The following is a 22,291-nucleotide window of genomic DNA, read 5'->3' as shown; positions in this document are numbered from 1 at the left end:
GCGCTCGCTCCCTTTGGGCAGGAGCGAGCGCGCAAGGCGACCAGTCTTGAGAGTAGTGTGGGGCTCCTAGGTCGGCGCCTTGAGGGGAGGCGGGCCACAGGATGGCCCGCCCATCAGCTGTGCGTCAGACGATGTCCGTCGCGTCGAGGTTGGTGACACCAGCCAGCTGGACCACCAGATCGGCCGTGCCGTTCTGGTCGCTGTCCACGAACAGGTAGCCGTTGGAGCCGACCGCCTGGAAGCTGTAGAGCGTCGGCCCCGTGGCGCTGGCGAAGGCGGCGTTGGCGTTGATCAGCGCCGCGTCGTAGGTGACCGCCGAACCGGAGCCGAAGGTGACGTCCGAACCGGCCGCAAGGCCGAAGTCCAGGATGTCGTCGCCGACGCCGAAGCCCTCGATGCGGTCCCAGGCGTTCAAGGCCGTGCTCGAGGAACCGGCCCCGAACACGAACGTATCGATCCCGGCACCCGCGACCATGGTATCCGCGCCCGCGCCGCCGATGATGGTGTTGTCGCCATCACCCGAGACGATGCGGTCGTTTCCGCCGTTGCCGTAGACCAGCGAGTTGCCGGACCCGAGCAGGATCGTGTCGTCGCCGTCGGTCGGATCGAGCGCGCCGGTTCCGCCGTAGACGGTGGCGGTGACGCTGGAGTCACTGAGGTCGATGAAGTCCGCGTCCTCGCCGCCGTAGATCGTCACGTCCTGTGCGGCTGTCCCGTCGAAGACCGTGATCGTGTCGTTTCCGACGCCGCCGTAGATCGTGGACTGGCTGGAGTCGACGTCGTCTTCCTCGGAGAAGTCGAAGTCGAGCGTGATGTCGTCGGCACCGCCGTTGCCGAAGATTAGGGCGTTGCCCGCACCGTAGACGTCGACATAGATGTCGTCGGCCGCGTCCGTCGGGTCGACGCCCGTCTGGCCGCCGTACACGGTGAGGTTGCCGTCGCCGATCTCGACATAGATCTCGTCGGATCCCTGATCGCCGGAAACCTGCGAGTTCGACCCGACGGCATCCGACACATAGGCCTCGATCGTGTCGTTGCCGACGCCGCCGAAGACAGTGGCCGCGCTCGCGTCGACGTAGATGTCGTCGTCGCCACCGTTGCCGAACACGAGGGCGGTGCCCAGCGTCTCGACGAGGATGTCGTCGCTGTCGTCGGTCGGGTCGACCGGGCCGTTGCCGCCGTAGACGGTCACGTCGTCATAGGAGCGGATGTCGATGACGTCCGCGCCGGCGCCGCCGTAGACGAGGGAACGGCCGGTCAGGTCGAATCCACCCTCTCCGAAATCGTTGCCGCCGTAGATCGTGTCGTTGCCGGTACCGCCGTAGACGGTGGCCTCCTCGGCATCGAACTCGATGAAGTCATCGCCGCCGTTGCCGAAGATCAGCGCGTTGCCGCCGACATCGACGAAGATGTCGTCGTCGCCGTCTTCCGGATCGACGTCGCTGCCGCCGCCGTAGACGGTGGCGTCGCCCTCGCCGGTGACGGTGATCTCGTCGTCGCCTTCACCGCCGACCACAAGCGCCTCGGCGCCGAAGGAAACGGTGAGGAGGTCGTCGCCCGTGCCGCCGTAGACCGACGCGCGATTGGAGTTGACGAGAACCTCGTCGTCGCCTTCGCCGCCGTAGACGGTGTTGTCGCCGTCGCCTTGGCCGAAGGTGGAGCCCGAGACGACGATCAGGTCGTCGCCGCCGTTGCCGGTGACGAGGTTGTCGCCTTCGCCGAGCACCAGGATGACGTCGCCGCCGTCTTCGGCATCTTCGGCGCTGTCGCCGCCGTAGACGGTGTTGTCGCCGTTGGAGCGAACGGCGATGACGTCGACGCCCGCGGTCGGATCGACGCGATCCAAGATCGCTTCGATGTCGATGGCGCCGAGGTTGAGGCCCTCGGGCAGGAGGTTGGTATAGCTGTCGCCGTCGTTGTCGCCGCCGACCACGAGGTTCGAGCCGTTGCCCGCCTCGCCGGATCCCAGCAGGCCGTCGAGCGTGCCGGCCAGAAGCACGTCGCCCCCGAGGCCGCCATAGATCGTGTTGTTGCCGGTGCCGAGCACCGCGACGATGTCGCTGCCGCCGTTGCCGTAGAGAAGGTTGTCGCCGTTGCCCTGGACGAAGATGACGTCGCTGCCGTCCTCCGCGTCGTCGGCACCGTCGCCGCCATAGACGGTGTTGTTGCCGTTGCTCTCGACGAGAATGACGTCGATGCCGGCCTCGTCGATGTTCTCGGCGAACGTGTCGAGGTTGAGCCCGGATTCGATCAGGACGTCGATGGCGGGACCGAGCGTGGCCTTGTCGTTGCCGCCGCCGTAGATCAGATTGTCGCCGTTGGAGCCTTCGGAGCCGACGATGATGATGTCGTTGCCTTCGCCGCCATAGACGGTGTTGCTGCCGATACCGTCGATCTGGATCAGGTCGTCGCCGCCGTTGCCGTAGACGAGGTTGTCGCCGTTGCCGTCGATGGTGATGTCGTCGTCGCCGTCGGTCGGGTCGTTCGGACCGGTGCCGCCGTAGACGGTGTTGTCGCCGTCGCCCACGATGGTGATCGTGTCGTCGCCTTCGCCGCCATAGATCAGGTTGTCGCCGTCGCCGGCGGTGATCGTATCGTTGCCCTGGCCGCCATAGACGGTGTTGTCGCCGTCGCCAGCATTGATGAAGTCGTCGCCCTCGTTGCCCTCGATCGTGTCGTCGCCGTCGCCACCGATGATCGTGTCGTCTCCGTCGCCGCCGATCAGCGTGTTGTCGCCGTCGTCGCCGATGATGATGTCGTCGTCAGGAGTTCCGTCGACTTCCCCGTCGACCGGCAGAAGCACGAGCTGTCCACCAACCTGCAACAGCCCATCCAGAGCATTAAGATCCACATCAACGAGGAGGATCTGGAGCCCGTTGTTCAGTGTCAGTCGGACGTCCCCGTCGACTTCGGCAAGGCCAAGGATATTAAGGCTGTCGATATCGAGATTCAGGATGTCGCCGCCTGGTACAAGCCCGGTGACTTCGACAACCGCGTCCGGGTCAACGTTGACCAGATCGAGAACGCCGTCGACAATGGGATCCACGACCCCGTCAATGATGACTGATAGCGGCATAACGCCCCCACGATACGCACCCCACCACACGCATGAAGGGCGCAGTTGCGATTAATGAACCTACTATAGGTTGCAACCGCAGATAAGTCCGAGTCCGGACAGCATTGCAACTGAAAATTGCGTTTGCAATCTATGATTGCGGGGAGGTGGTATTCCTGCAACGGAATGCGTGATTGCGGTAATCTGACATCGGCTGCGGCAGAAATCGGAGATCGGCGCTGTTCGGAACAGGCAGGCACGGGGGGCGTTTGCGTGTCAGTCGAAATGCGCAGGAGGAAGCCGATGTCCGATATCCACTACACGATCGTCGAGCACGACGGCGGTTGGGCCTACAAGGTGGGAGGCGTGTTCTCGGAAACCTTCCCGACTCACGACCACGCGCTGGCGGCCGCCAAGGACGCTTCGGCGCGGCAGGAACTCGCCGGGGAAACGTCGGGGATCCGATACCAGGACGGCAGCGGCGTCTGGCACGACGAGGTCGCGCGCGGCGACGACCGGCCGCATGCCGACGTCGTGGACGTTGGGGCGGCTCGCTCCTGACGGAGCGGGGCCCCGGCCTGGTGATCAGGAATTGGGTGCGGGCTCGCGGTGCGGGGTCTTTTCCCACATGTGCGGCGCGTGCACGAGCTGGCCGATCGCCCGCAGCCCCGCGAGGCTGACGATCAGCCAGTAGAACCAAAGTGACCAGAGACGGTGCAGGAGTGGGCGTTCCGCGTCGTTGGCCACCAGCCTCGCCGTCAGGATGAACACGGCATAGGCGAGCACGATGTTGAGGAAGTCGACCGCCGCCAGGATGCCGGCGGACATGTAGATTTCGCCGGACGCGAGATAGGCATGGATCGCCGTGATGAGATGTCCGGCGAAGACGACATGCATCAGGCTCGCCGCGATCATGCCCCCGAACAGGATCTGGAAGGTCACGAAGGCGCGCAGGCCGAGCTGCCGACAGGCAAGGCGCGGATCGCGCATGTGGACGAGCCAGGTCTGACACCAACCCTTGATCCAGCGGGTGCGCTGGTTGCGCCAGTCGATGAAGCGCGAGGGTGCGATCTCCGAGGTCGGAGACGAGATCGTGCCGATTCGGTAGCCGAGCCGCGACAGACGGATGCCGAGATCGGCATCTTCGGCGACGTTGTGGCTGTCCCAGCCGCCCGCTTCCACGAGAGCCGAGCGGCGGAAATGGTTGGACGTGCCGCCGAGCGGCAGCGGCAGGCCCTGAGCCGCGAGCCACGGCAGGACGGCGCGGAATAGGACGGCATATTCGAGGGCGAACAGGGTCTCGAGCCAGCCGTTCGCCGCGTTGCGGATGACGAGGGGTGCCTGCACGCAGGCAAGGGTCGCCGGCGCGGTCCGGAAGGCGGCATGCGCGGATCGGAGTTGATCGGGCGCGGGCCGGTCCTCGGCGTCGTAGAGCACCACGTATTCGCCACGCGTCAGCGGCAGCGCGAAATTCAGCGCCTTCGGCTTGGTGGTCGGATTGCTGCGCGGTGTCGCGATCACCGAGAAGTTCGCCTCGTCGGCGATGGCGCATTCCACCGCCGCGATGGTCTCCGGATCGTTGGCCTCACAGACGAAGAAGACCTCGAGGCGTGAGCGCGGCCAGTCCAGCGCAGCCATCGCGCGGGCGAGCGGCTCGGCCATCGCGGCCTCGCGGTGAAGCGCGACGAGAACGGAATAGATCGGCAGTGGAGCTTCAGTGGGGTTTGGCACCGGCCGGCGGGAGGCATGCCGGGAGGTGATGGTGCCGATCAGGATCCGCAGCCGGAACAGCGTGAAGCAGAAGGCGCACAGGCTGGCCGTCGCGTGCGCGGCCGGCCAGAACAGATCCGGGAAGGCCAGCCAGAGGTGGGCGAGGGCCACAGCCACGAGAACCGCCACGACGGCTTGGGCCGCCGTCACGACGTCGCGGGCGGACCATCGGTTGTGGTCGGCGGCGAGACTGAGACGCGCGCGGGTGGAACGCTCCGATGCATCCGCGCCCGCCCGCAGGCGTGCGATGCCGGACAGGGTCGTGATGCGAAGCGTCGCGGCGAGGTCGGGCGAACGGGCGAGGCGTTCGGCGAGCGAGGCCAGGCGATCGAGCCGCGGCGCGAGGTAGAGCCGCGGCCGCATGGCGCTGTCGCAGGTCTTGGCGTGCCGCTCGGACGCGTCGAAGGCGCCTCGGCCGTCGCGCAGCAGCGAGGCTCCCGGCGCGACGGGCTCGGCACGCAGGCCGAGGACCGCGCCGAACACTTCCGCCAGCGTCGCCTCGTCGACGAGGCCCGCGGCAATCAGTTCCTCGTCGACGCTCGACCCGTTCCGCGCGGCCGCGCGGCAAGCCGCATCGTAATCGTCCGGCCCGAGCCGGAGGCGGTCGAGGGCGTGCTGGAGGACGGCCGGCGGGGCAAAGGCGGCGGAAGCCGCCGGCACGATCGCACCGTCGAGAGGTGGAGCCACGAGCGACACGCCATTCCGGCTGGCGTCCGCATCCGCGAGGGCATATTCCGATACACGCAGCACACTGCCCCCAAATACGGGCCGAGCCCCGAGATGGGTACATCCTGGACTCGCAATCCGCCACGGAGAAGAAACCTTTGCGTGCATTTTCAACCCTGGCGCTTGTCGTGATGCTCCTTTCGGTTGTGCCGAATGCCGGGCATGCACAGGCACCCGCGCCGGCTGCTGCGCCGGCTGTGCCGACTCCCAACTTCTGGGACCAGGGGCAGCGCTTCACCCAGCCGGACCTCGCCGGCCGCGCGCGCATCCGGTTTCTCACCTCCGTGGACTTCGCGCCGTTCAACTTCCTCGACCAGCGTGGCCGCCTCGCGGGCTTCCATGTCGATCTCGCGCGCACGATCTGCGAGGAGCTCGACGTCGCGGCGCGGTGCCAGATCGAGGCCCGCCCCTTCGCCGAACTGGGGGCCGCCCTGGCGGCAGGCGACGCGGAGGCGGTGATCGCGGGGCTTGCGATCAATGCGGACAACCGCTCGCGCTTCGCCTTCACCCATCCCTTCTTCCGCTACCCCGCACGGTTCGTGACGCTGGCTGCCCAGCCGATGGACAGCGAACTGCAGACGGGCCTTGCCGGCATCAAGGTCGCCGTCGTCTCGGGCAGCGCGCACGAGGCCATGCTGCGCGCCTTCTTCCCGCGTGCAGAGGCCGTGGGCCTGCCGACGCGCGAGGCGGCGCTCGATGCGTTGCGGGCGGAGCGAGTGCGGGCCGTCTTCGGCGACGGGGTCGGGCTGTCCTTCTGGTTATCCAGCGAGGCGGCGGCCGATTGCTGCGCCTTTGCGGGCGGGCCCTATCTGTCCGACCATTTCCTCGGCGAAGGGCTGGCGATCGCGGTGAAGCCCGAGGACGAGGACCTGCGCGACGCGTTCGAGTATGCGATCGGGCGGATCGTGGCGAGCGGGCGCCTGTCGGAGCTTCTCCTGCGCTATTTTCCCGTCAGCGCCTTCTGAGGCTCCGTCTTGCGTTGACGGCGGCGCGCCGCAAACCATAGACCGTGCCATGAGATGCGAGCCCCGCCCGTCTTCAGTGCGCGAGGCCGCGGTACGAAAAGGTTGATCCATCATGACGATCGAGGGCGGAACGGTGTCGGAGTTCTTCGAGGCCGCGCAGACCTCGCAGGCCTGGCCCTTCGAGGAGGCGCGCAAGATCGTCGCCCGGCTCGGGCGCACGGGAAAGCGCGAGGCCCTGTTCGAGACCGGCTACGGCCCGTCCGGCCTGCCCCATATCGGCACGTTCGGCGAGGTGGCGCGCACCACCATGGTGCGCAACGCCTTCCGCGTTCTCACGAACGACGAGATCCCGACCCGGCTGATCTGCTTCTCCGACGACATGGACGGGATGCGCAAGATCCCGGACAACGTGCCCGACCGGGCCGCCCTGGAGCCTCACCTCCAGCGGCCCCTGTCGGACGTGCCGAACCCGTTCGGGGGCGGGGAGGCGACCTTCGCGGGCCACAACAACGCGATGCTGCGCCGTTTCCTCGATACGTTCGGCTTCGACTACGAGTTCGCGAGCGCGACCGAGTACTACCGCTCCGGCCGCTTCGACGAGGTGCTGCTGCGCGCGGCGGAGCGCTACGACGACATCATGGGCGTGATGCTGCCGACGCTCGGGGCCGAGCGCCAGGCGACCTACAGCCCGTTCCTGCCGATCTCGCCGACCACGGGCCGCGTCCTCTACGTGCCGATGCGCCACGTCGATGCGAAGGCGGGTACGATCACCTTCCTCGACGAGGACGGCACGGAAACCACGCTGCCGGTCACCGGCGGCCAGGTGAAGCTTCAGTGGAAGCCCGACTTCGGCATGCGCTGGGCCGCGCTCGGCGTCGACTTCGAGATGTTCGGCAAGGACCACCAGACCAACGCCAGCGTCTACGACCGGATCTGCGAGATCCTGGGGGGCGAGGCCCCCGAACACTTCGTCTACGAGTTGTTCCTCGATGCCGAGGGCGCCAAGATCTCGAAGTCCAAGGGCAACGGCCTGTCGATCGAGGAATGGCTGACCTACGCTTCGCCGGAAAGCCTCGGCCTCTACATGTTCGGCAAGCCGCGCGCGGCCAAGCGGCTCCATTTCGACGTCATCCCGAAGGCGGTCGAGGACTACTACGCCTTCGCCTCCGCCTACGAGCGGCAGGACGCCAAGTCCCGGCTGCAGAACCCGACCTTCCACATCCACGGTGGCGCGCCGCCGGTGACGGGCATTCCGGTCTCCTTCGCGCTGCTCCTCAATCTCGTGTCGGCGTCCAACGCCTCGGATCCGAAGACGCTCTGGGGCTTCATCTCGCGCTATGCGCCGGGCGTGACGGCCGAGACCGATCCCGAACTCGACCGGCTGGTCGGCTATGCCCTGCGCTACTTCGAGGACTTCGTGCGCCCGACGAAGCGCTTCCGCGCGCCCGACGAGGTGGAGCGGGCGGCGCTCGAAGACCTCGACCGTCGACTGGCCGCGCTGCCCGAGGGCGCTGACGCCGCCGCGATCCAGGATGCGGTGCTCGACGCGGCGCGTCCCATCCCGCGCTACCAGGACGAGAAGAAGAAGGGGCCGGACGGCGGTCCCGGCGTGTCGCTGGAATGGTTCTCGGCGCTCTACCAGATCCTGATCGGGCAGGAGCGGGGCCCGCGCTTCGGCTCCTTCGTCGCGCTCTACGGCGTGCCGGAGACGCGGGCGTTGATCGCAAGCGCGCTCGACGGATCGCTGGCCTCAACCACCTGAGCGAGCCGTGACCTCCTCGTCGAGGCCATAGGCCCAGATGCCGCGCCGCGCCTCGCGCGCGTCCCGCTCGGCGTCCTCGTAGCGACTGCCGGGCGCGGCGTGCGCCCAGCCGTTGCGCACGACCCATTCGCCGATATCTTCCTCGCCGATGCGGCAGGACGCCTCGATCTCGCGGGCGTCGGCGGCGTCCGGCGGCACGGAGCAGAGCACGGAGCGCCCGCGCAGCCAGCTGCGCAGCGCGGTGCGGGCCCGCGTCGCGCAGGGCCAGGCCTGCGCCCCGTCGGTGCAGCGCGCATCGCTCGCCAACGGCGCGACACCGGCCACCACGAGCGTGAACTCGCCGGCCTTCAGCGTGCCCGCGTCGACCGCGATGGGCCGGGCGAAGACGCGCATGGCCGGGCCGTCGTTGGCAGGGGCAGGCGCGGGCTCCGTTGCGGCGTCGGGTCGGGTTTCAGTCGCGGCAGTCTCCACCTCGGCGGCAGCGGCCTGGGTGCCCGGTTCCTCGGCGGTCCGCGGCGTCGCCGCTCCGCTCGCGACCGGCGGCAGGCGCGTCAGCGCCGTGGTCTCGATCGGGGTCGAGCCGATGGTGCGCACCGGGGCGGCCACGACGGGCTCGGGCGCGGGTTTTTCGGCAGGCGACGGTGCAACCGTCTCCGCCGTCGCGATCGCAGCGTGTTCGATGCCGCCATGCGCGGCAAACAGCGTCGGCTCCGCCGGCAGGATCAGGAAGAACGTCGCGACGAGAAACAGAAGGCCGAGTGCGATCCGCAGCGATTGCATGGGCGCCGTCCCTCCTGTTCTCCGCCGGCCGTCCGGCCGCCTGGCCGGTCCGGTGCAAACTAGCGCCTCGCGCGCGCCGACGACAGACCCGGCGACGACTGCGTCGCGCCGGCGATGACCGGCGTCACCCCGGCGACCTGCCCGTATCCCCTTCGCTTCCTAGCTAAGGCCGAAGGCTCAAGCGGGAAGGCGGCGGATGCAGAACCTCTGGTACAAGAACGCGGTGATCTACTGCGTCGACGTCGATGCGTTCAAGGATTCCGATGGCGACGGGGTGGGAGACTTCCGCGGCCTTGCCGACCACCTCGACCATATCGAGGCGCTGGGCGCCACCTGTATCTGGCTCCTGCCGTTCTACCCGTCGCCCAACCGCGACAACGGCTACGACGTCGCCGACTACTACAACGTCGATCCGCGCTACGGCACGCTCGGCGATTTCGCCGAGTTCATGCAAGCGGCGAGCGACCGGGGGCTTCGCGTCATCGTCGACCTCGTGGTGAACCATACCTCGGTCGAGCACCCGTGGTTCCAGGCGAGCCGCTCCGATCCCGATTCGCCATATCGCGACTGGTACGTCTGGCAGAAGGAGAAACCGGCGGACGCCGAGGAGGGCGTGATCTTTCCCGGTGTCCAGAAGACCACCTGGACCTTCGACCGGAAGCGGCGGGAATACTACAACCACCGCTTCTACGAGCATCAGGCCGACCTCAACATCGCCAACCCCGCAGTGCGCGAGGAGATCCAGCGGATCATGGGCTTCTGGCTGGCCCTCGGCGTCTCCGGATTTCGCATCGACGCCGCGCCCTTCATGCTCGAAGGGCTGGAGGGCGACCCGCACGCCTATCTCGCCGAGCTCCAGTCCTTCCTGTCCTGGCGGCGCGCGGAAGCGATCCTGCTCGCGGAAGCCAACATCCCGATGGACGAGGCCGACGAGTATTTCGGCGACGGGGACCGGCTGCACCTCATCTTCAACTTCCCGCTGAACCAGCGGCTGTTCCTGGGCCTCGCCCGCCACGATGCCGGCCCCGTCGCCGAGATGCTGCGCAGCCTTCCCGCCATTCCCGCGATCGCCCAATGGGCGACCTTTCTGCGCAATCACGACGAGATCGACCTCGGGCGTCTGACCGACGCCGAGCGCGAAGAGGTCTTCGCCGCGTTCGGTCCCGACGAGAACATGCAGCTCTACGAGCGCGGCCTGCGCCGGCGCCTCGCGCCCATGCTGGGAGGCGACGAGCGACGGATCCGCCTGGCCTTCAGCCTGATGCTCGCCCTGCCGGGCACGCCGGTCCTCTGGTACGGCGACGAGATCGGCATGGGCGAAAACCTCGACCTGCCCGAGCGCCATCCCGTGCGCACGCCGATGCAGTGGACGCCGGAGGGTGCCGGTGGCTTTTCGGTCGCCGACCCCGGCGCCTGGGTGCGCGCGCCCGTCCTGCAGGGCCCGTTCGCGCCGGCCTTCGTCAATGCCGAGACGCAGAAGGTGGAGGGGGATTCGCTGTTCTCGACCATCCAGCGGCTGGTGCGCGCGCGTCGCGCGGCCCGCGAGATCGGCTGGGCGGAAGCGGAGGTGCTCGATCTCGGCGCTCCGTCGATCCTTGCCCTTCGTGCCCGCTGGCGGGGCGGCGAGGTGGTGACGCTGCACAATCTCGCGGACCGACCGGCGACGGTGGACCTCGCGTCCGTGATCGACGGTCGGCGCTGCATCAACCTGCTGCGGCAGGGTGCCGGCGAACCCGGCACGTCCGGCGGCGAATGGCGGCTCGGACCGTTCGGCTTCGAGTGGCTACGCCTCGCCTGAGGCACGGCCCGCCGGGCGCGACCCATCGGGAAGGCACCGCGAGGCGGAACCGGGATCAAGTCCTGCCTCGCAAAAGCGTCACAGGGCCGAACGGAACGTTCCTACTTGCAAACCATTCGCAGTTGCATATCTTGGTCTCGTCCCAGGCCCTCAGGAGTTCCGTGTGACCTTTCTCCGGCGAACCCTCGCCCTCTCCGCCCTCGCGCTGGCCGCCGCCTTCGCAGCGGCGCCCGCTCGCGCCGCCGAGAAACTCAAGGTCGCCACGACCTTCACCGTGATCGCCGACATGGCGCGCAACGTCGCGGGCGACAAAGCCGACGTCGTCTCCATCACCAAGCCGGGCGCCGAGATCCACAACTACCAGCCGACCCCGCGCGACATCCTCTCCGTGCGCGATGCCGATCTCGTGCTGTGGAACGGGCTCGGGCTCGAGCTCTGGTTCGAGCGCTTCTTCCGCCAGCTCGGGGACAAGCCCTCGGCGGTGCTGACGCAGGGCATCGAGCCGATCCTGATCGCGGAAGGGCCCTATGCCGGCAAACCCAACCCGCACGCCTGGATGTCGCCGACCCTCGCGCTCACGTATGTCGACAACATCCGCGACGCGCTCGTCGCGCAGGACCCTGCGAACGCCGGCACCTACGCCGCCAATGCCGGCCGCTACAAGGGCGAGATCATGGCCAGCGTCGAGCCGCTGCGCGCGGGGCTCGCGGCGCTTCCAGAGGGGGATCGCTGGCTCGTCACCAGCGAAGGCGCGTTCTCCTACCTCGCGCGCGATTTCGGGCTGCGGGAACTCTACCTCTGGCCAATCAACGCGGATTCGCAAGGGACACCCCAGCAGGTGCGCCGCGTGATCGATACGGTGAAAGCGGAGAAGATCCCCGTCGTCTTTTCGGAGAGCACCGTCTCGCCCGATCCGGCAAACCAGGTCGCGCGCGAGACCGGCGCGCGCTACGGCGGCGTCCTCTACGTCGATTCCCTCAGTGCCGAGGGCGGGCCCGTTCCGACCTATCTCGACCTCCTGCGCGTGACGACCGAGACCATCGCCGCGGGTTTCTCTTCGTGAGCGCGTCATCCCTCGGCATCGAGGCGAGCGGCCTCACCGTCGTCTACCGCAACGGCCACGTCGCCCTACGCGAGGCGTCCTTCACCGTTCCGCGGGGATCCATCACGGCGCTGGTCGGCGTCAACGGCGGCGGCAAGTCGACGCTCTTCAAGTCGGTGCTCGGCCTCGTGCCCCAGTCGGCGGGCCGCGTCTCGATCCTCGGCGCGCCGGTTACCCAGGCGCTCACGGGCAACCGCGTCGCCTACGTGCCGCAGAGCGAGGAGATCGACTGGAACTTCCCCGTCCTCGTGGAGGACGTCGTCACCATGGGCCGCTACGGTCACATGGGCTGGCTGCGGCGAGCAAAACCCCGGGACCGTGAAGCAGTGAGCGCGGCGCTCGCGCGGGTCGGCATGGCCGACTTCCGCAAGCGCCAGATCGGCGAGCTCTCGGGAGGCCAGAAGAAGCGCGTCTTCCTGGCCCGCGCGCTGGCGCAAGGGGCGGAGGTGATCCTTCTCGACGAGCCCTTCACCGGCGTCGACCTTCGCACCGAAGAGGCGATCATCGCGCTTCTGAAGGATCTGCGCAGGGAAGGCGCCGCGATGCTCGTCTCGACCCACAACCTCGCCGCCGTGCCCGATTTCTGCGACCGGGCGATCCTCGTCAACCGCACGGTGCTGGCCGTCGGTCCGACCGCGGAAGTCTTCACGCGAGCCCACCTGGAGCGTGCGTTCGGCGGGGCACTGCGCGGCGGCGTCCTGCCCGGCGCGGTGCCGCCGATGGACGGCGCCACGCCCGAGCCGGTGGGTGCCTACGCGTGAGCGCCGTGCTCCTCGAGCCCTTCACCTACGACTACATGCGCAACGCCATCTGGGTCTCGACCCTCGTCGGCGGCGTCTGCGCCTTTCTCTCCGCCTTCGTGGTGCTGAAGGGCTGGTCGCTGATCGGCGACGCCCTGTCCCATTCCATCGTGCCGGGCGTCGCCGGCGCCTACATGCTGGGTCTGCCCTTCTCGGTCGGCGCCTTCCTCTCCGGCGGCCTCGCCGCCGTCGCCATCCTCCTCATCTCGCGCGTCTCGCGGCTCAAGGAGGACGTGGTGATCGGGCTGATCTTCACCTCGTTCTTCGGCCTCGGCCTCTTCATGGTGTCGATCTCGCCGGTGCCGGTGGACATCCAGGCGATCGTGCTCGGCAACATCCTGGCCGTCACCCCGGCCGACACGGCTCAGCTCGTCATCATCTCGGTCGTGACGCTGGCGATCCTGCTCCTCGCCTGGCGCAGCCTCATGGCCGTGTTCTTCGACGAGAACCACGCGCGCACGATCGGCCTCAACCCGACGCTCTGGCGCGCCCTGTTCTTCACGCTCCTCAGCGCCTCGACTGTCGCCGCCATGCAGACGGTGGGCGCCTTTCTCGTGGTCGCCGCCGTGGTGACACCGGGCGCGACGGCCTATCTCCTCACCGACCGGTTCGACCGAATGATCGCGCTCTCCGTCGCCATCGGTGCCGTCACGAGCGGGGTCGGCGCCTACGGCAGCTACTTCCTCGACGGGGCGACGGGCGGCGTCATCGTCGTTCTCCAGACCGTTCTCTTCCTTCTCGCCTTCGTCTTCGCGCCCCGTCACGGCATGCTCGCCGCGCGGCGGCGCGCGGACGCGGCGACGCGCGGGGCAGGGGCATGAGTGCGGCCGATCTCGTCTTCCCCTTCCAGATCGATTTCCTGCAAGTCGCCTTCCTGGCTGGACTGCTGATCGCAGTGCCGTGCGCGCTCCTGTCCTGCTTCCTGGTGCTGAAGGGCTGGTCGTTGATGGGGGACGCCGTCTCCCACGCCGTCCTGCCCGGCATCGTGCTGGCCTATGCCGCCGGCCTGCCGCTGGCGCTCGGCGCGTTCGCCGCCGGCCTCTTCTGCGCGGCAGGCTCGGGGTTCCTCAAGAACAACAGCCGCATCCGGCAAGACACCGCCATGGGCGTCGCCTTCGCCGGCATGTTCGCGCTGGGGATCGTGCTCCACGCCAAGGTGCGCTCCGGTCTTCATATCGACCACATCCTGTTCGGCGACCTCCTCGGCCTCGTGCCCGGCGATCTCCTCGAGATCTCGCTGATCGTCCTGCCGGTTCTTCTCTTCGTGCTCCTGTCTTGGCGCAGCCTCTTGCTTCACAGCTTCGACGGGGTTCAGGCGCGCGTATCGGGCCTGCCGGTGCGCTTCCTGCATTACGGACTTCTCGCCGCGCTGTCGGCGGCGATCGTCGCATCGATGCAGGCGGTCGGCATCATTCTCGTGGTGGCCCTCCTGATCGCACCGGGCGCGACGGCCTTCCTCCTCACCCGTTCCTTCGGCCGCATGCTGGTAGTGGCGAGCGTCGTTGCCGCCTTCGCCTCGACGCTCGGCATCTACCTTTCGGTGTTGCTCGACAGCGCGCCGGCTCCGACCGTGGTTCTCGTCATGTCGGCGGGCTGGATCCTCGCTCTCCTCTTCGGCCACCGGGCGCCGCGTGAAGTAGAGGAAGCCGCGGGGTCCTGATCCCGGCTGACGATTTTGCAGGAAACTCGGGTGGTCCGCAGCCGTTGGGAGTTTCCGACAGGGTTTAGCGAAAGGGGCATCATGCCAGAGGGAAAGCGGACGCGGGGTCAGGCGACGGTTCTGATCGTGGTGGCCATACTAGTGGCCCTGTTCCTGATCGGGCTCTGGTCGGACTGGTTCGGCCTGATGGGCACCGAGATGGCACCGGGCACCACGACCCCGCCGAACAACCCGACCTGAGGCTCGTCGGGCTTGGCGGGGGGCGCGTTCCCTCGCTATGACTTGTGCCGGCGGCGCCGCTCGGCGTCCGGGGCGGAGACATGGAGACGCATGAGCGCCGACAGGCAGAGCCGGGCGACGATCAAGGATGTCGCGCGCGAGGCCGGCGTCTCGGCGATGACCGTCTCCAACGTCATCAACAACAAGACGCAGTTCGTGGGCGCCGCGGCCCGCGCGCGCGTCGAGGCGGCGATCGAGCGGCTCGGCTATCGGAGGCAAGCGAGCGCAAGAAACCTGCGCGGCGCGGGACCACGGTCGATCGGCATGGTGATCGTCGACGAATCGCCGGCCTTCCTCGCCAACTTCTTCACCGCCCAGCTGGTGGCCGGCCTCGCCAACGTCCTCAACCGCGCGGACTGGACGCTCACCCTCTCCGGCCTGCACCCGGATGCGCTCGCGAGTTCCGGCCTCATGCGCAACTACGATGTCGGAGGGCTCTGCGCCATGGTCTCGGGCACGCGCGACGCGCGCCTCGACGTGGTCAGCCGTCTCTGCGGCCTCGGGCAGCCGGTGGTGCTGTTCCAAGAAGTGATCGACCCCGCCGGGCTCGACCTCTGCCTCGTGCGTCAGGACGACGAAGGGGGAGGGCGCCGGATCGGCGAGCATCTGGCGCGGCTCGGCGTTTCGTCCGTCCTCGCCATGCTGCCGCGCCAGACCTGGCCGGCGATCGAGAATCGCTTGGCGGGCTTGGCGCAGGGGTTCCGAGCCCCTCCCATGGGCATGCTCCCGGTCGATCACGACGATTTCTCCGCCGTGCAGGAGGCGCTCGGGGCCTGGATCGGCGCCCATGGCCTGCCCGGCGCGGTGTGGGGCGCCAACGACCAGATCGCCTCCGCCGCGCTTCTCCATCTCCTCGACCGGGGCGTCGCCGTGCCGGGCACCGTGCGCGTGGTCGGCTTCAACGACTTTCCCGCCCACCGCCACGCCCGCCCGCGCCTGACGACGCTGGCGTCCCCGGCCTACGAACTCGGCGAGCGGGCGGGCGAGGCGATGCTGAAGCGGCTGGAAACGGGGCGCTTCGACGCGCAGGATCTCTGCCTTCCCGTCGCCTTCCTGCCCGGGGAGACAGGTTGAGACTGGCTTGCCGCACAAGGCGTGTAACGTTAAACTAGGGGCATCGCGACCTTGGGAGGGGAAGCCATGAACCGTATAGACCTCGACGGGCAGGTCGCCGTCGTCACCGGCGGCGCGCAAGGCATAGGCTTCGCCGTGGCGCAGCGCCTGATCGCGTCCGGCGCCCGCGTCAGCCTGTGGGACCTCGACGCCGGCCTTCTCGAAGACGCCAAGGCGGCGTTGGGCGAGGCCGCATTCTCGCAGACCGTGGACATCACCGATCTCGAGGGTCTCGGCCGCGCCCACGTGGCGACGGAATCCGAGGTCGGGCCGGTCTCGATCCTCGTGAATTCGGCGGGCGTCGCCGGCAACAACGCGCCCGTCGACGAATACGACCCGGCGGAATGGCGCCGTGTCGTCGAGATCAACCTGAACGGCACGTTCTACGTCAACCGTACGGTGGTGCCGGCGATGAAGGCGCGCAACTACGGGCGCATCGTCAACATCTCGTCGGTCGCCGGCAAGGAGGGTAACCCGAACCTCTCGGCCTATTCGGCCGCCAAGGCCGGCGTCATCGGCTTGACGAAGTCGCTCGGCAAGGAACTCGCCAAGCACGACATCGCCGTCAACGCGATCACGCCCGCGACCGCCAAGACGCGCATCCTCGAGACGCTGACGCCCGAGTTCATCGACTACATGCTGGTGCGCATCCCGCGCGGCCGGTTCCTGGAGGTCGAGGAGGCCGCCGCGATGGTGGCCTGGCTCGTCTCCAAGGACAATTCCTTTACCACCGCCTCGGTCTTCGACCTGTCGGGCGGCCGAACCACCTACTGAGGGACGAACCCATGAAGCTTCTCCGCGTCGGTCCGAACGGTCAGGAACGCCCGGCCATCCGCCTGGAGGACGGCAGCATCCGCGATCTGTCCGGCATCGTCGACGACATCGCCGGCGAGGCGCTGTCGGATGCCGGGCTCCAGAAGATCCGCGCGGCCGATCTGAATGCGCTCCCGGCGATCGAGGGGAGCCCACGCATCGGCCCCTGCGTCGGTCGCGTCGGCAAGTTCATCTGCGTCGGCCTGAACTATGCCGACCACGCCGCGGAAAGCGGCATGGCGGTGCCGGCGGAGCCCGTCCTCTTCATGAAGGCGACGAGCGCCATCGTCGGCCCGAACGACGACGTTGTGATTCCCAAGGGCTCGATCAAGCCCGACTGGGAGGTCGAACTCGGCGTCGTGATCGGCACCGAGGCGCGCTACGTCTCGGAAGCCGACGCGTTGAACCATGTTGCCGGCTACTGCGTCGTCAACGACATTTCCGAGCGCCACTTCCAGGCCGAGCGCGGCGGCCAGTGGGTGAAGGGCAAGTCGGCCGATACGTTCGGCCCGATCGGCCCCTGGCTCGTGACGCGAGACGAGGTCGCGGATCCGCAAGCGCTCTCGATGTGGCTGGAGGTCGATGGCCACCGCTACCAGGACGGCTCCACGAAGACGATGGTTTTCGGCGTCGCTCATCTCGTCCACTACATCTCGCAGTTCATGAGCCTGCAGCCGGGCGACGTCATCACCACCGGCACGCCGCCCGGCGTCGGCATGGGCATCAAGCCTGAGCCCGTCTGGCTGAAGCCCGGCAACGTCATGCGCCTCGGCGTCGAAGGCCTTGGCGAGCAGCGCCAGAACGTGAAGGCCTATCAGGGCTGACAGCGGCGGACCGAATCGAAAGGCCGGCGGAGCGATCCGCCGGCCTTCTTCGTTGGGAGCCCATGATCGTCTTTCTCGACTTCGAGGCCTCGTCCCTCAACCGCAAGAGCTTTCCCGTCGAGGTCGCCTGGGTCTTCGAGACGGGCGAGGGGGAGAGCCACCTGATCCGCCCGGAGCCGGACTGGACCGATTGGGAAGCCGAGGCCGAAGGCATCCACGGCATCACCCGCGAGCGGCTGGAACGGGAGGGGCTCGCCGCCGAAGCGCTCGCGGGGCGGATGCTGGAGGTGCTGGCACCGCACGCCCTTTATGCCAGCGCCCCCTCATGGGACGGCAAGTGGCTGAGCGTCCTCCTGCGTGGTGGCGGCCAGCCGCGCCATGCATTGCGCCTGAAGGATACGGAGGAGGCGCGGGCGGACATCGTCGCGCGTCATCTCGGGTCCGATCGCGCCGAGGAGGCCCAGGCGATCCTCAAGGAGATCGAGCGCATGGGCCGCGAGGCGACCCCGGATCACCGGGCGCTGGGCGATGCCGAACGCGAGCGCCAGCTCTGGTGTGAGGCCGCACGGCGCGCGGAAGCCGCCGCGCGGAACCCGGCTTAGCTTTTCGTCAGACCGGCCTCGGCCGCAAGACCCTTGAGCGCCTTCAGGCCCATCGACTGGTATTCGAACGGGTTCCGCTTCAGCGGGTCCTGCTCCGCCTCGATCACCAGCCAGCCGTCGTAGCCGTGTTGGGCCGCGATCTCGAGGACGGGCTGGAAGTCGACGCCGCCCTCCGGGTCACCCGGCACGGTGAAGACGCCGCGCCGCACGCCTTCGAGGAACGAGAGGTCCTCCGTCTCGACCTCGCGCGCCACCGCCGGCCGCACGTTCTTGGCGTGGATGTGGCGCACGCGGCCCATGTGGCGCCGGGCGAGCGCCGCAGGATCTGCGCCGCCGAAATAGGCGTGGCCGGTGTCGAGCAGAAGCTTCGTCGCGGGACCCGTCTCGGCCATCAAGCGGTCGATCTCGGCCTCGCTCTCGACGATCGTGCCCATGTGGTGATGGTAGACGAGGTGAATGCCCTGGGCTTCGCAGAAGGCCGCGACCTCCTCGAGCTTCCGCCCGAACTCCGCCCATTGTCCGTCGTCGAGGACGGGCCGGTCGCGCAGCACGGCCTTCGTGTCGTCGCCGTGGATGGCGTTCGAGCATTCGCAGACGATGCAGACCGTGCAGCCGTTGGCCTTCAGCATGTCGAGATGCGGCTGGATGGCGGCCTTCTCCGCTTCGACGCTCTGCGTGAGAAGGTTCAGAGAGTGCCAGCCCGAAACGAAGACGAGGCCGAACTCGGCCAGCTTCGCCTTCAGCGCGGCGCCGTCGGAGGGCATCTTGTGGCCCTTCTCGATCCCGTCGAAACCGATGCGCCGGCAGTCGTCGAGGCATTCCTCCAGGCTGATATGCGCCCCGATCGTCTGGTCGTCGTCGTTGCTCCAGGCGATCGGGTTGGTGCCGAAACGGATCATGAGTCGGATCTCGAATGAGGCTGCGAAAGGAGAATTAGCCGGCGGTGCGGCGGGCGAGGGCGGTGTCGTAGGCGGCGCGCGCAGAGCGGACCGCCTCGCGGTCCGAGACCTCGGGCACCGCGACGTCCCACCAGTTGCCACCGGCTTCGGTGGTTGCGAGCGGATCGGTGTCGATGACGACGAGCGTCGTGCCCGTCTCGGCCTTCGAGCGCTTCAGCGCCTCTTCCAATTCGGAGATCGACGCGACCTTTTCGGCTTTCACGCCCATCGACGCGGCGTGCGCGGCGAAGTCGATCGGCGGCAGCTCGACATGGGTCGTGTCGGAGAGGAGATTGTTGAAGTTGGCGCCGCCGCAAGCCATCTGCAGCCGGTTGATGCAGCCGTAGCCGCCGTTGTCGAGGAGCACGACGGTGAGCTTCACGCCGAGCATCACGGCGGAATACAGCTCCGAGTTCAGCATGAGATAGGAGCCGTCGCCGACCATGACGACGACGTCCTGCGCGGGCTTTGCAAGCTTGGCGCCGAGGCCGCCGGCGATCTCGTAGCCCATCGTCGAGAAGCCGTATTCCATGTGGTAGCCGCCCGGCCGCTCCGCCTGCCAGAGCTTGTGCAGCTCGCCCGGCAACCCGCCGGCGGCGCAGAGCAGGATCGTCTCCGGGCCGCCGAGCGCGCGCTGCACCGCGCCGATCACCTGCGCGTCCGACGGGGCCGGCGCGTTGGTCGGGGCGGTCGCGGCATCCGCGGCAGCCATCCACTCGCGCTTCAGCGCCTCCGCCTTCTCGGTCCACCCGTCGCCGGTCGAATAGCCATCGAGCGCGGCCGAGAGGACGTCGAGCCCGACCCGCGCGTCCGTCACCAGCGTCTCACCGCCGTTCTTGCCGGCGTCGAAGGGCTGAACGTTGAGGCCGACCGTCTTGTGGCCGGGCTTGCGCAGGAGATCCCACGAGCCGGTGGTGAAGTCGGCAAGCCGCGTTCCGACGGCGAGGATCAGGTCGGCATCCGCGGCGAGCGCGTTGGACGCCGAGGAGCCGGTGACGCCAACGGCGCCCATGTTCAGACGGTGGCCGTGCGGCAGCGCGGACTTGCCCCCGTGCGTCTCGGCGACGGGGACGCCGTGCGCTTCGGCAAAGCGCGCGAGGGCATCCGATGCGCCGGAATAGAGAACGCCGCCGCCCGCCACGATCAGCGGGCGCTTCGCGTCCTTGATCAAAGCGGCGGCACGCGCGAGTTCGTCCTCGTCGGGCCGGATGCGGCGGGGTTCCCAGACCTTTTCGGCAAAGAAGCTCAAGGGATAATCGTAGGCCTCCGCCTGCACGTCCTGGCAGAGGGCGAGCGTGACGGGGCCGCACTCGGCCGGGTCGGTCAGCACCTGCATGGCGCGTCGCAGCGCCGGCATGATCTGCTCGGGCCGCGCGATGCGGTCGAAGTAGCGCGACACCGGCTTGAAGCAGTCGGTCGCCGACATCGTGCCGTCGCCCCAGTCCTCGATCTGCTGGAGCACCGGGTCGGGCAGGCGGTTGGCGAAGACGTCGCCCGGCAGGAAGAGAACGGGCAGGCGGTTGGCGTGAGCGAGCGCGGCCGAGGTCACCATGTTGAGTGCGCCGGGGCCGATCGAGGTCGTGCAGGCCATGAAGCGGCGGCGGAAGCTGGCTTTGGCGAAGGCGACGGCGGCATTCGCCATGCCCTGCTCGTTCTGCGCCCGGTAGGTCGTGATCTCGTCGCGAACGCCGTAGAGCGCCTCGCCGAGGCCCGCGACATTGCCGTGGCCGAAGATCGCGAAGACGCCGCCGAAGATCGGCACTCGGCGGCCGTCCTCGATCACGAACTGCTTCGTCAGGAAGCGGGCGAGAGCCTGCGCCATGGTCAGGCGAACCGTTGTCGCGCTCATCGTGTCTCGTGCCTCCCGATCATGCTGTCGCCGCGCAAGCCTTCAAGCCGTCGCGCTCGTTCCGTCCCAGGCCTCGACCAGCGTGCCGAACCGATCGGCCATCTGGGCGACGGCTGCATCGTCGTCGATCTCGCCGTTCAGCCAGGCGCGCGCGGCATCCACCCAGACCGTGCGCCCCACCGCAAAGCCCTTGACGGTTCCGGCATGACGCGAGGCCGCAAAACCCTCGCGCAGCGCCTCGATCGGCGCCTCCAGTCCGAGCAGCACCACGCCCCGGCACCAGGGATCGCGCGCCGCGATCACGGCATCGACCTGCCGCCAGGCCTCCGCGCTCGCCTGGGGCTCCAGCTTCCACCAGTCAGGCTTGAGGCCGGCATCGTAAAGCTCGGTGAGGGCCCGCGCCACCGTGTCGGGTCCGAGCGTGCCGTGCTTGCCGGCGATGATCTCGATCAGGATCTCGCGGCCGACCTTGCGCGCCGCCTCGAAGGCCGTGCGTAGCTTGTCGATCTGGGCCGCCTTCATCTCAGGCTGATCGTCCGGATGGAAGAAGGCGAGGACCTTGATGCAATGGTCCACCGGCCAGTCGACGAGCCGGCTGCCGAGGTCCTGCCCGAACTCGAAGCGCAGCGGGCGCGAGCCCGGCTCCTCGATCGGCTTGCCCACCCAGAAGCCCTGCTTGCCGGCGTCGAACAGCGCCTCGCGGCCGTGCTTGTCGTCGATCAGCATGCCGAAGCCGGGGCGCCCGTCCGCGACCCTCGCCGCCGCCTGGACCGCCAGCCGCTTGAAGGCGGAAATGCGCGCGAGGCGCTCCGCGTCGTTGCCGGCGAGTTCCTCCAGTTGCACGCGGTGGTCGATGGCGAGCGCCCGCAGGCTCGGCCAGTCGCCCCGGCGCGTCGTCGCCCAGTGAATGTGGTTGATGTCGTCGTCGCGGCGGAGCGCGCGGTGCGGGCTGCCGTGCTCCAGGAAATACTGCAGCTCGTCCCATGTCGGGATCTCCGGCGAACACAGGAGGCGCGAGACGGCGAACGCGCCGCAGGCGTTGGCCCAGGTTGCGGACGTCGCGTGCGGCTCGCCCCGCAGCCAGCCGCGCAGGAAGCCCGACATGAAGGCGTCGCCGGCGCCGAGCACGTTGTAGACCTCGATCGGGAAGCCCTTGCCGACGATGCCCCGTTCGAGATCGTCGGGGATGGCGCCGTCGTAGACGATGCAGCCCATCGGCCCGCGCTTCAGGACGATCGTAGCGCTCGAATGGGCGCGGATGGTTTTTAGCGCCGCAACGAGGTCGGCCTCTCCGGAGGCGATGAGAACCTCTTCTTCCGTGCCGACGATGAGGTCGCAGTCGGACAGCACCGTGCGCAGGTGCGCCGAGACTTCGGCGGAGGCGACATAGCGGTTGTCGCCGGTGTCGTGGCCGCCGAGGCCCCAGAGGTTGGGGCGGTAGTCGATGTCGAAGAC

General features: G+C 68.4%; 19 protein-coding genes. 13 read left to right on the top strand and 6 right to left on the bottom strand.

The features are described from left to right. Positions 1 to 124 precede the first annotated feature (124 nt). On the bottom strand, positions 125 to 3,046 hold the full coding sequence (locus tag AUL34_RS04040) for a calcium-binding protein (RefSeq protein ID WP_061931474.1): 2,922 nt from the start codon (positions 3,044 to 3,046) through the stop codon (positions 125 to 127). 312 nt (positions 3,047 to 3,358) lie between these two features. Between AUL34_RS04040 and AUL34_RS04035 the strand changes: the two genes are divergently transcribed. Next, complete coding sequence (locus tag AUL34_RS04035; RefSeq protein WP_061931473.1) at positions 3,359 to 3,616, top strand: DUF2188 domain-containing protein; 258 nt, start codon at positions 3,359 to 3,361, stop codon at positions 3,614 to 3,616. 24 nt (positions 3,617 to 3,640) lie between these two features. Here AUL34_RS04035 and AUL34_RS04030 read toward each other — a convergent pair whose 3' ends face one another. Continuing rightward, entirely contained in the window at positions 3,641 to 5,512 is a 1,872-nt protein-coding gene (locus tag AUL34_RS04030; protein ID WP_192845683.1) for a glycosyltransferase family 2 protein, read from the bottom strand. Positions 5,513 to 5,649: 137 nt separating this feature from the next. Here AUL34_RS04030 and AUL34_RS04025 point away from each other — a divergent pair, with 137 nt between their 5' ends. Both AUL34_RS04025 and AUL34_RS04020 read left to right on the top strand, forming a co-directional pair. After that, on the top strand, positions 5,650 to 6,516 hold the full coding sequence (locus AUL34_RS04025; RefSeq protein WP_244492434.1) for a transporter substrate-binding domain-containing protein: 867 nt from the start codon (positions 5,650 to 5,652) through the stop codon (positions 6,514 to 6,516). A gap of 112 nt (positions 6,517 to 6,628) precedes the next feature. Then, positions 6,629 to 8,278 (top strand): lysine--tRNA ligase, encoded by a 1,650-nt coding sequence (locus AUL34_RS04020; RefSeq protein ID WP_061931468.1) that lies wholly within the window; start codon positions 6,629 to 6,631, stop codon positions 8,276 to 8,278. On the opposite strand, the gene AUL34_RS04015 is transcribed toward AUL34_RS04020, so the two are convergent. After that, positions 8,267 to 9,058, bottom strand: coding sequence for a thermonuclease family protein (locus tag AUL34_RS04015; RefSeq protein WP_061931466.1), 792 nt, complete (start codon positions 9,056 to 9,058; stop codon positions 8,267 to 8,269). The two genes, AUL34_RS04020 and AUL34_RS04015, sit on opposite strands and share 12 nt — an antisense overlap. Before the next feature lie 196 nt (positions 9,059 to 9,254). Between AUL34_RS04015 and AUL34_RS04010 the strand changes: the two genes are divergently transcribed. From AUL34_RS04010 to AUL34_RS03970, 10 genes are all read left to right on the top strand, one after another. Next, positions 9,255 to 10,856, top strand: coding sequence for an alpha-amylase family protein (locus AUL34_RS04010; RefSeq protein WP_061931464.1), 1,602 nt, complete (start codon positions 9,255 to 9,257; stop codon positions 10,854 to 10,856). A gap of 163 nt (positions 10,857 to 11,019) precedes the next feature. Next, the gene (locus tag AUL34_RS04005; RefSeq protein WP_061931462.1) at positions 11,020 to 11,919 is read left to right on the top strand and encodes a metal ABC transporter substrate-binding protein; all 900 of its coding nucleotides are present in this window, start codon (positions 11,020 to 11,022) and stop codon (positions 11,917 to 11,919) included. Beyond that, positions 11,916 to 12,719 carry an ATP-binding cassette domain-containing protein gene (locus tag AUL34_RS04000; RefSeq protein WP_082653143.1) on the top strand — a complete coding sequence of 268 codons (804 nt, stop codon included), beginning with the start codon at positions 11,916 to 11,918 and terminating at the stop codon, positions 12,717 to 12,719. Before AUL34_RS04005 ends, AUL34_RS04000 begins: the two co-directional genes overlap by 4 nt. Continuing rightward, positions 12,716 to 13,579, top strand: coding sequence for a metal ABC transporter permease (locus tag AUL34_RS03995; protein WP_061931460.1), 864 nt, complete (start codon positions 12,716 to 12,718; stop codon positions 13,577 to 13,579). The genes AUL34_RS04000 and AUL34_RS03995 overlap by 4 nt, the downstream gene beginning before the upstream one ends. Then, positions 13,576 to 14,418: a metal ABC transporter permease gene (locus AUL34_RS03990; RefSeq protein WP_061931459.1), complete on the top strand. Its 843-nt coding sequence runs from the start codon at positions 13,576 to 13,578 to the stop codon at positions 14,416 to 14,418. Before AUL34_RS03995 ends, AUL34_RS03990 begins: the two co-directional genes overlap by 4 nt. 81 nt (positions 14,419 to 14,499) lie before the next feature. Next, complete coding sequence (locus tag AUL34_RS22140; RefSeq protein ID WP_156420773.1) at positions 14,500 to 14,658, top strand: hypothetical protein; 159 nt, start codon at positions 14,500 to 14,502, stop codon at positions 14,656 to 14,658. Between the two features lie 90 nt (positions 14,659 to 14,748). Continuing rightward, complete coding sequence (locus tag AUL34_RS03985; RefSeq protein WP_061931457.1) at positions 14,749 to 15,771, top strand: LacI family DNA-binding transcriptional regulator; 1,023 nt, start codon at positions 14,749 to 14,751, stop codon at positions 15,769 to 15,771. A gap of 66 nt (positions 15,772 to 15,837) precedes the next feature. Next, a complete protein-coding gene (locus AUL34_RS03980) occupies positions 15,838 to 16,584 on the top strand; it encodes an SDR family NAD(P)-dependent oxidoreductase (RefSeq protein ID WP_061931456.1) in 747 nt (248 codons plus the stop codon). A gap of 11 nt (positions 16,585 to 16,595) precedes the next feature. Further along, positions 16,596 to 17,447, top strand: a complete 852-nt coding sequence (locus tag AUL34_RS03975; protein ID WP_061931453.1) for a fumarylacetoacetate hydrolase family protein — start codon at positions 16,596 to 16,598, stop codon at positions 17,445 to 17,447. Between the two features lie 62 nt (positions 17,448 to 17,509). Then, positions 17,510 to 18,049, top strand: coding sequence for a hypothetical protein (locus AUL34_RS03970; protein WP_061931450.1), 540 nt, complete (start codon positions 17,510 to 17,512; stop codon positions 18,047 to 18,049). Here the strand turns inward: AUL34_RS03970 and iolE are convergent. The 3 genes from iolE to AUL34_RS03955 form a co-directional block, all read right to left on the bottom strand. Then, positions 18,046 to 18,948, bottom strand: coding sequence for a myo-inosose-2 dehydratase (iolE, locus tag AUL34_RS03965; protein WP_061931449.1), 903 nt, complete (start codon positions 18,946 to 18,948; stop codon positions 18,046 to 18,048). The genes AUL34_RS03970 and iolE overlap by 4 nt on opposite strands. 34 nt (positions 18,949 to 18,982) lie before the next feature. Continuing rightward, positions 18,983 to 20,836, bottom strand: coding sequence for a 3D-(3,5/4)-trihydroxycyclohexane-1,2-dione acylhydrolase (decyclizing) (gene iolD, locus AUL34_RS03960; RefSeq protein ID WP_061931447.1), 1,854 nt, complete (start codon positions 20,834 to 20,836; stop codon positions 18,983 to 18,985). Between the two features lie 42 nt (positions 20,837 to 20,878). After that, positions 20,879 to 22,291 (bottom strand): PfkB family carbohydrate kinase (locus AUL34_RS03955; RefSeq protein ID WP_061931445.1); only part of this gene is annotated, 1,413 nt, incomplete at its 5' end.

This window comes from Aureimonas sp. AU22 (assembly GCF_001463745.1).
Lineage (GTDB): Bacteria > Pseudomonadota > Alphaproteobacteria > Rhizobiales > Rhizobiaceae > Aureimonas.
The sequence above is the reverse complement of the archived record's forward strand: the minus strand, read 5'-3'. Positions and strand labels throughout refer to the sequence as shown.

Coding starts and splice junctions, on each gene's coding strand:
- AUL34_RS04010 (WP_061931464.1), top strand. CDS start 9,255: ATGCAGAACCTCTGGTACAAGAACGCGGTGATCTACTGCGTCGACGTC.
- AUL34_RS03975 (WP_061931453.1), top strand. CDS start 16,596: ATGAAGCTTCTCCGCGTCGGTCCGAACGGTCAGGAACGCCCGGCCATC.
- iolD (WP_061931447.1), bottom strand. CDS start 20,836: ATGAGCGCGACAACGGTTCGCCTGACCATGGCGCAGGCTCTCGCCCGC.
- AUL34_RS22140 (WP_156420773.1), top strand. CDS start 14,500: ATGCCAGAGGGAAAGCGGACGCGGGGTCAGGCGACGGTTCTGATCGTG.
- AUL34_RS04020 (WP_061931468.1), top strand. CDS start 6,629: ATGACGATCGAGGGCGGAACGGTGTCGGAGTTCTTCGAGGCCGCGCAG.
- AUL34_RS04015 (WP_061931466.1), bottom strand. CDS start 9,058: ATGCAATCGCTGCGGATCGCACTCGGCCTTCTGTTTCTCGTCGCGACG.
- AUL34_RS03985 (WP_061931457.1), top strand. CDS start 14,749: ATGAGCGCCGACAGGCAGAGCCGGGCGACGATCAAGGATGTCGCGCGC.
- AUL34_RS04035 (WP_061931473.1), top strand. CDS start 3,359: ATGTCCGATATCCACTACACGATCGTCGAGCACGACGGCGGTTGGGCC.
- AUL34_RS03970 (WP_061931450.1), top strand. CDS start 17,510: ATGATCGTCTTTCTCGACTTCGAGGCCTCGTCCCTCAACCGCAAGAGC.
- iolE (WP_061931449.1), bottom strand. CDS start 18,948: ATGATCCGTTTCGGCACCAACCCGATCGCCTGGAGCAACGACGACGAC.
- AUL34_RS03990 (WP_061931459.1), top strand. CDS start 13,576: ATGAGTGCGGCCGATCTCGTCTTCCCCTTCCAGATCGATTTCCTGCAA.
- AUL34_RS03980 (WP_061931456.1), top strand. CDS start 15,838: ATGAACCGTATAGACCTCGACGGGCAGGTCGCCGTCGTCACCGGCGGC.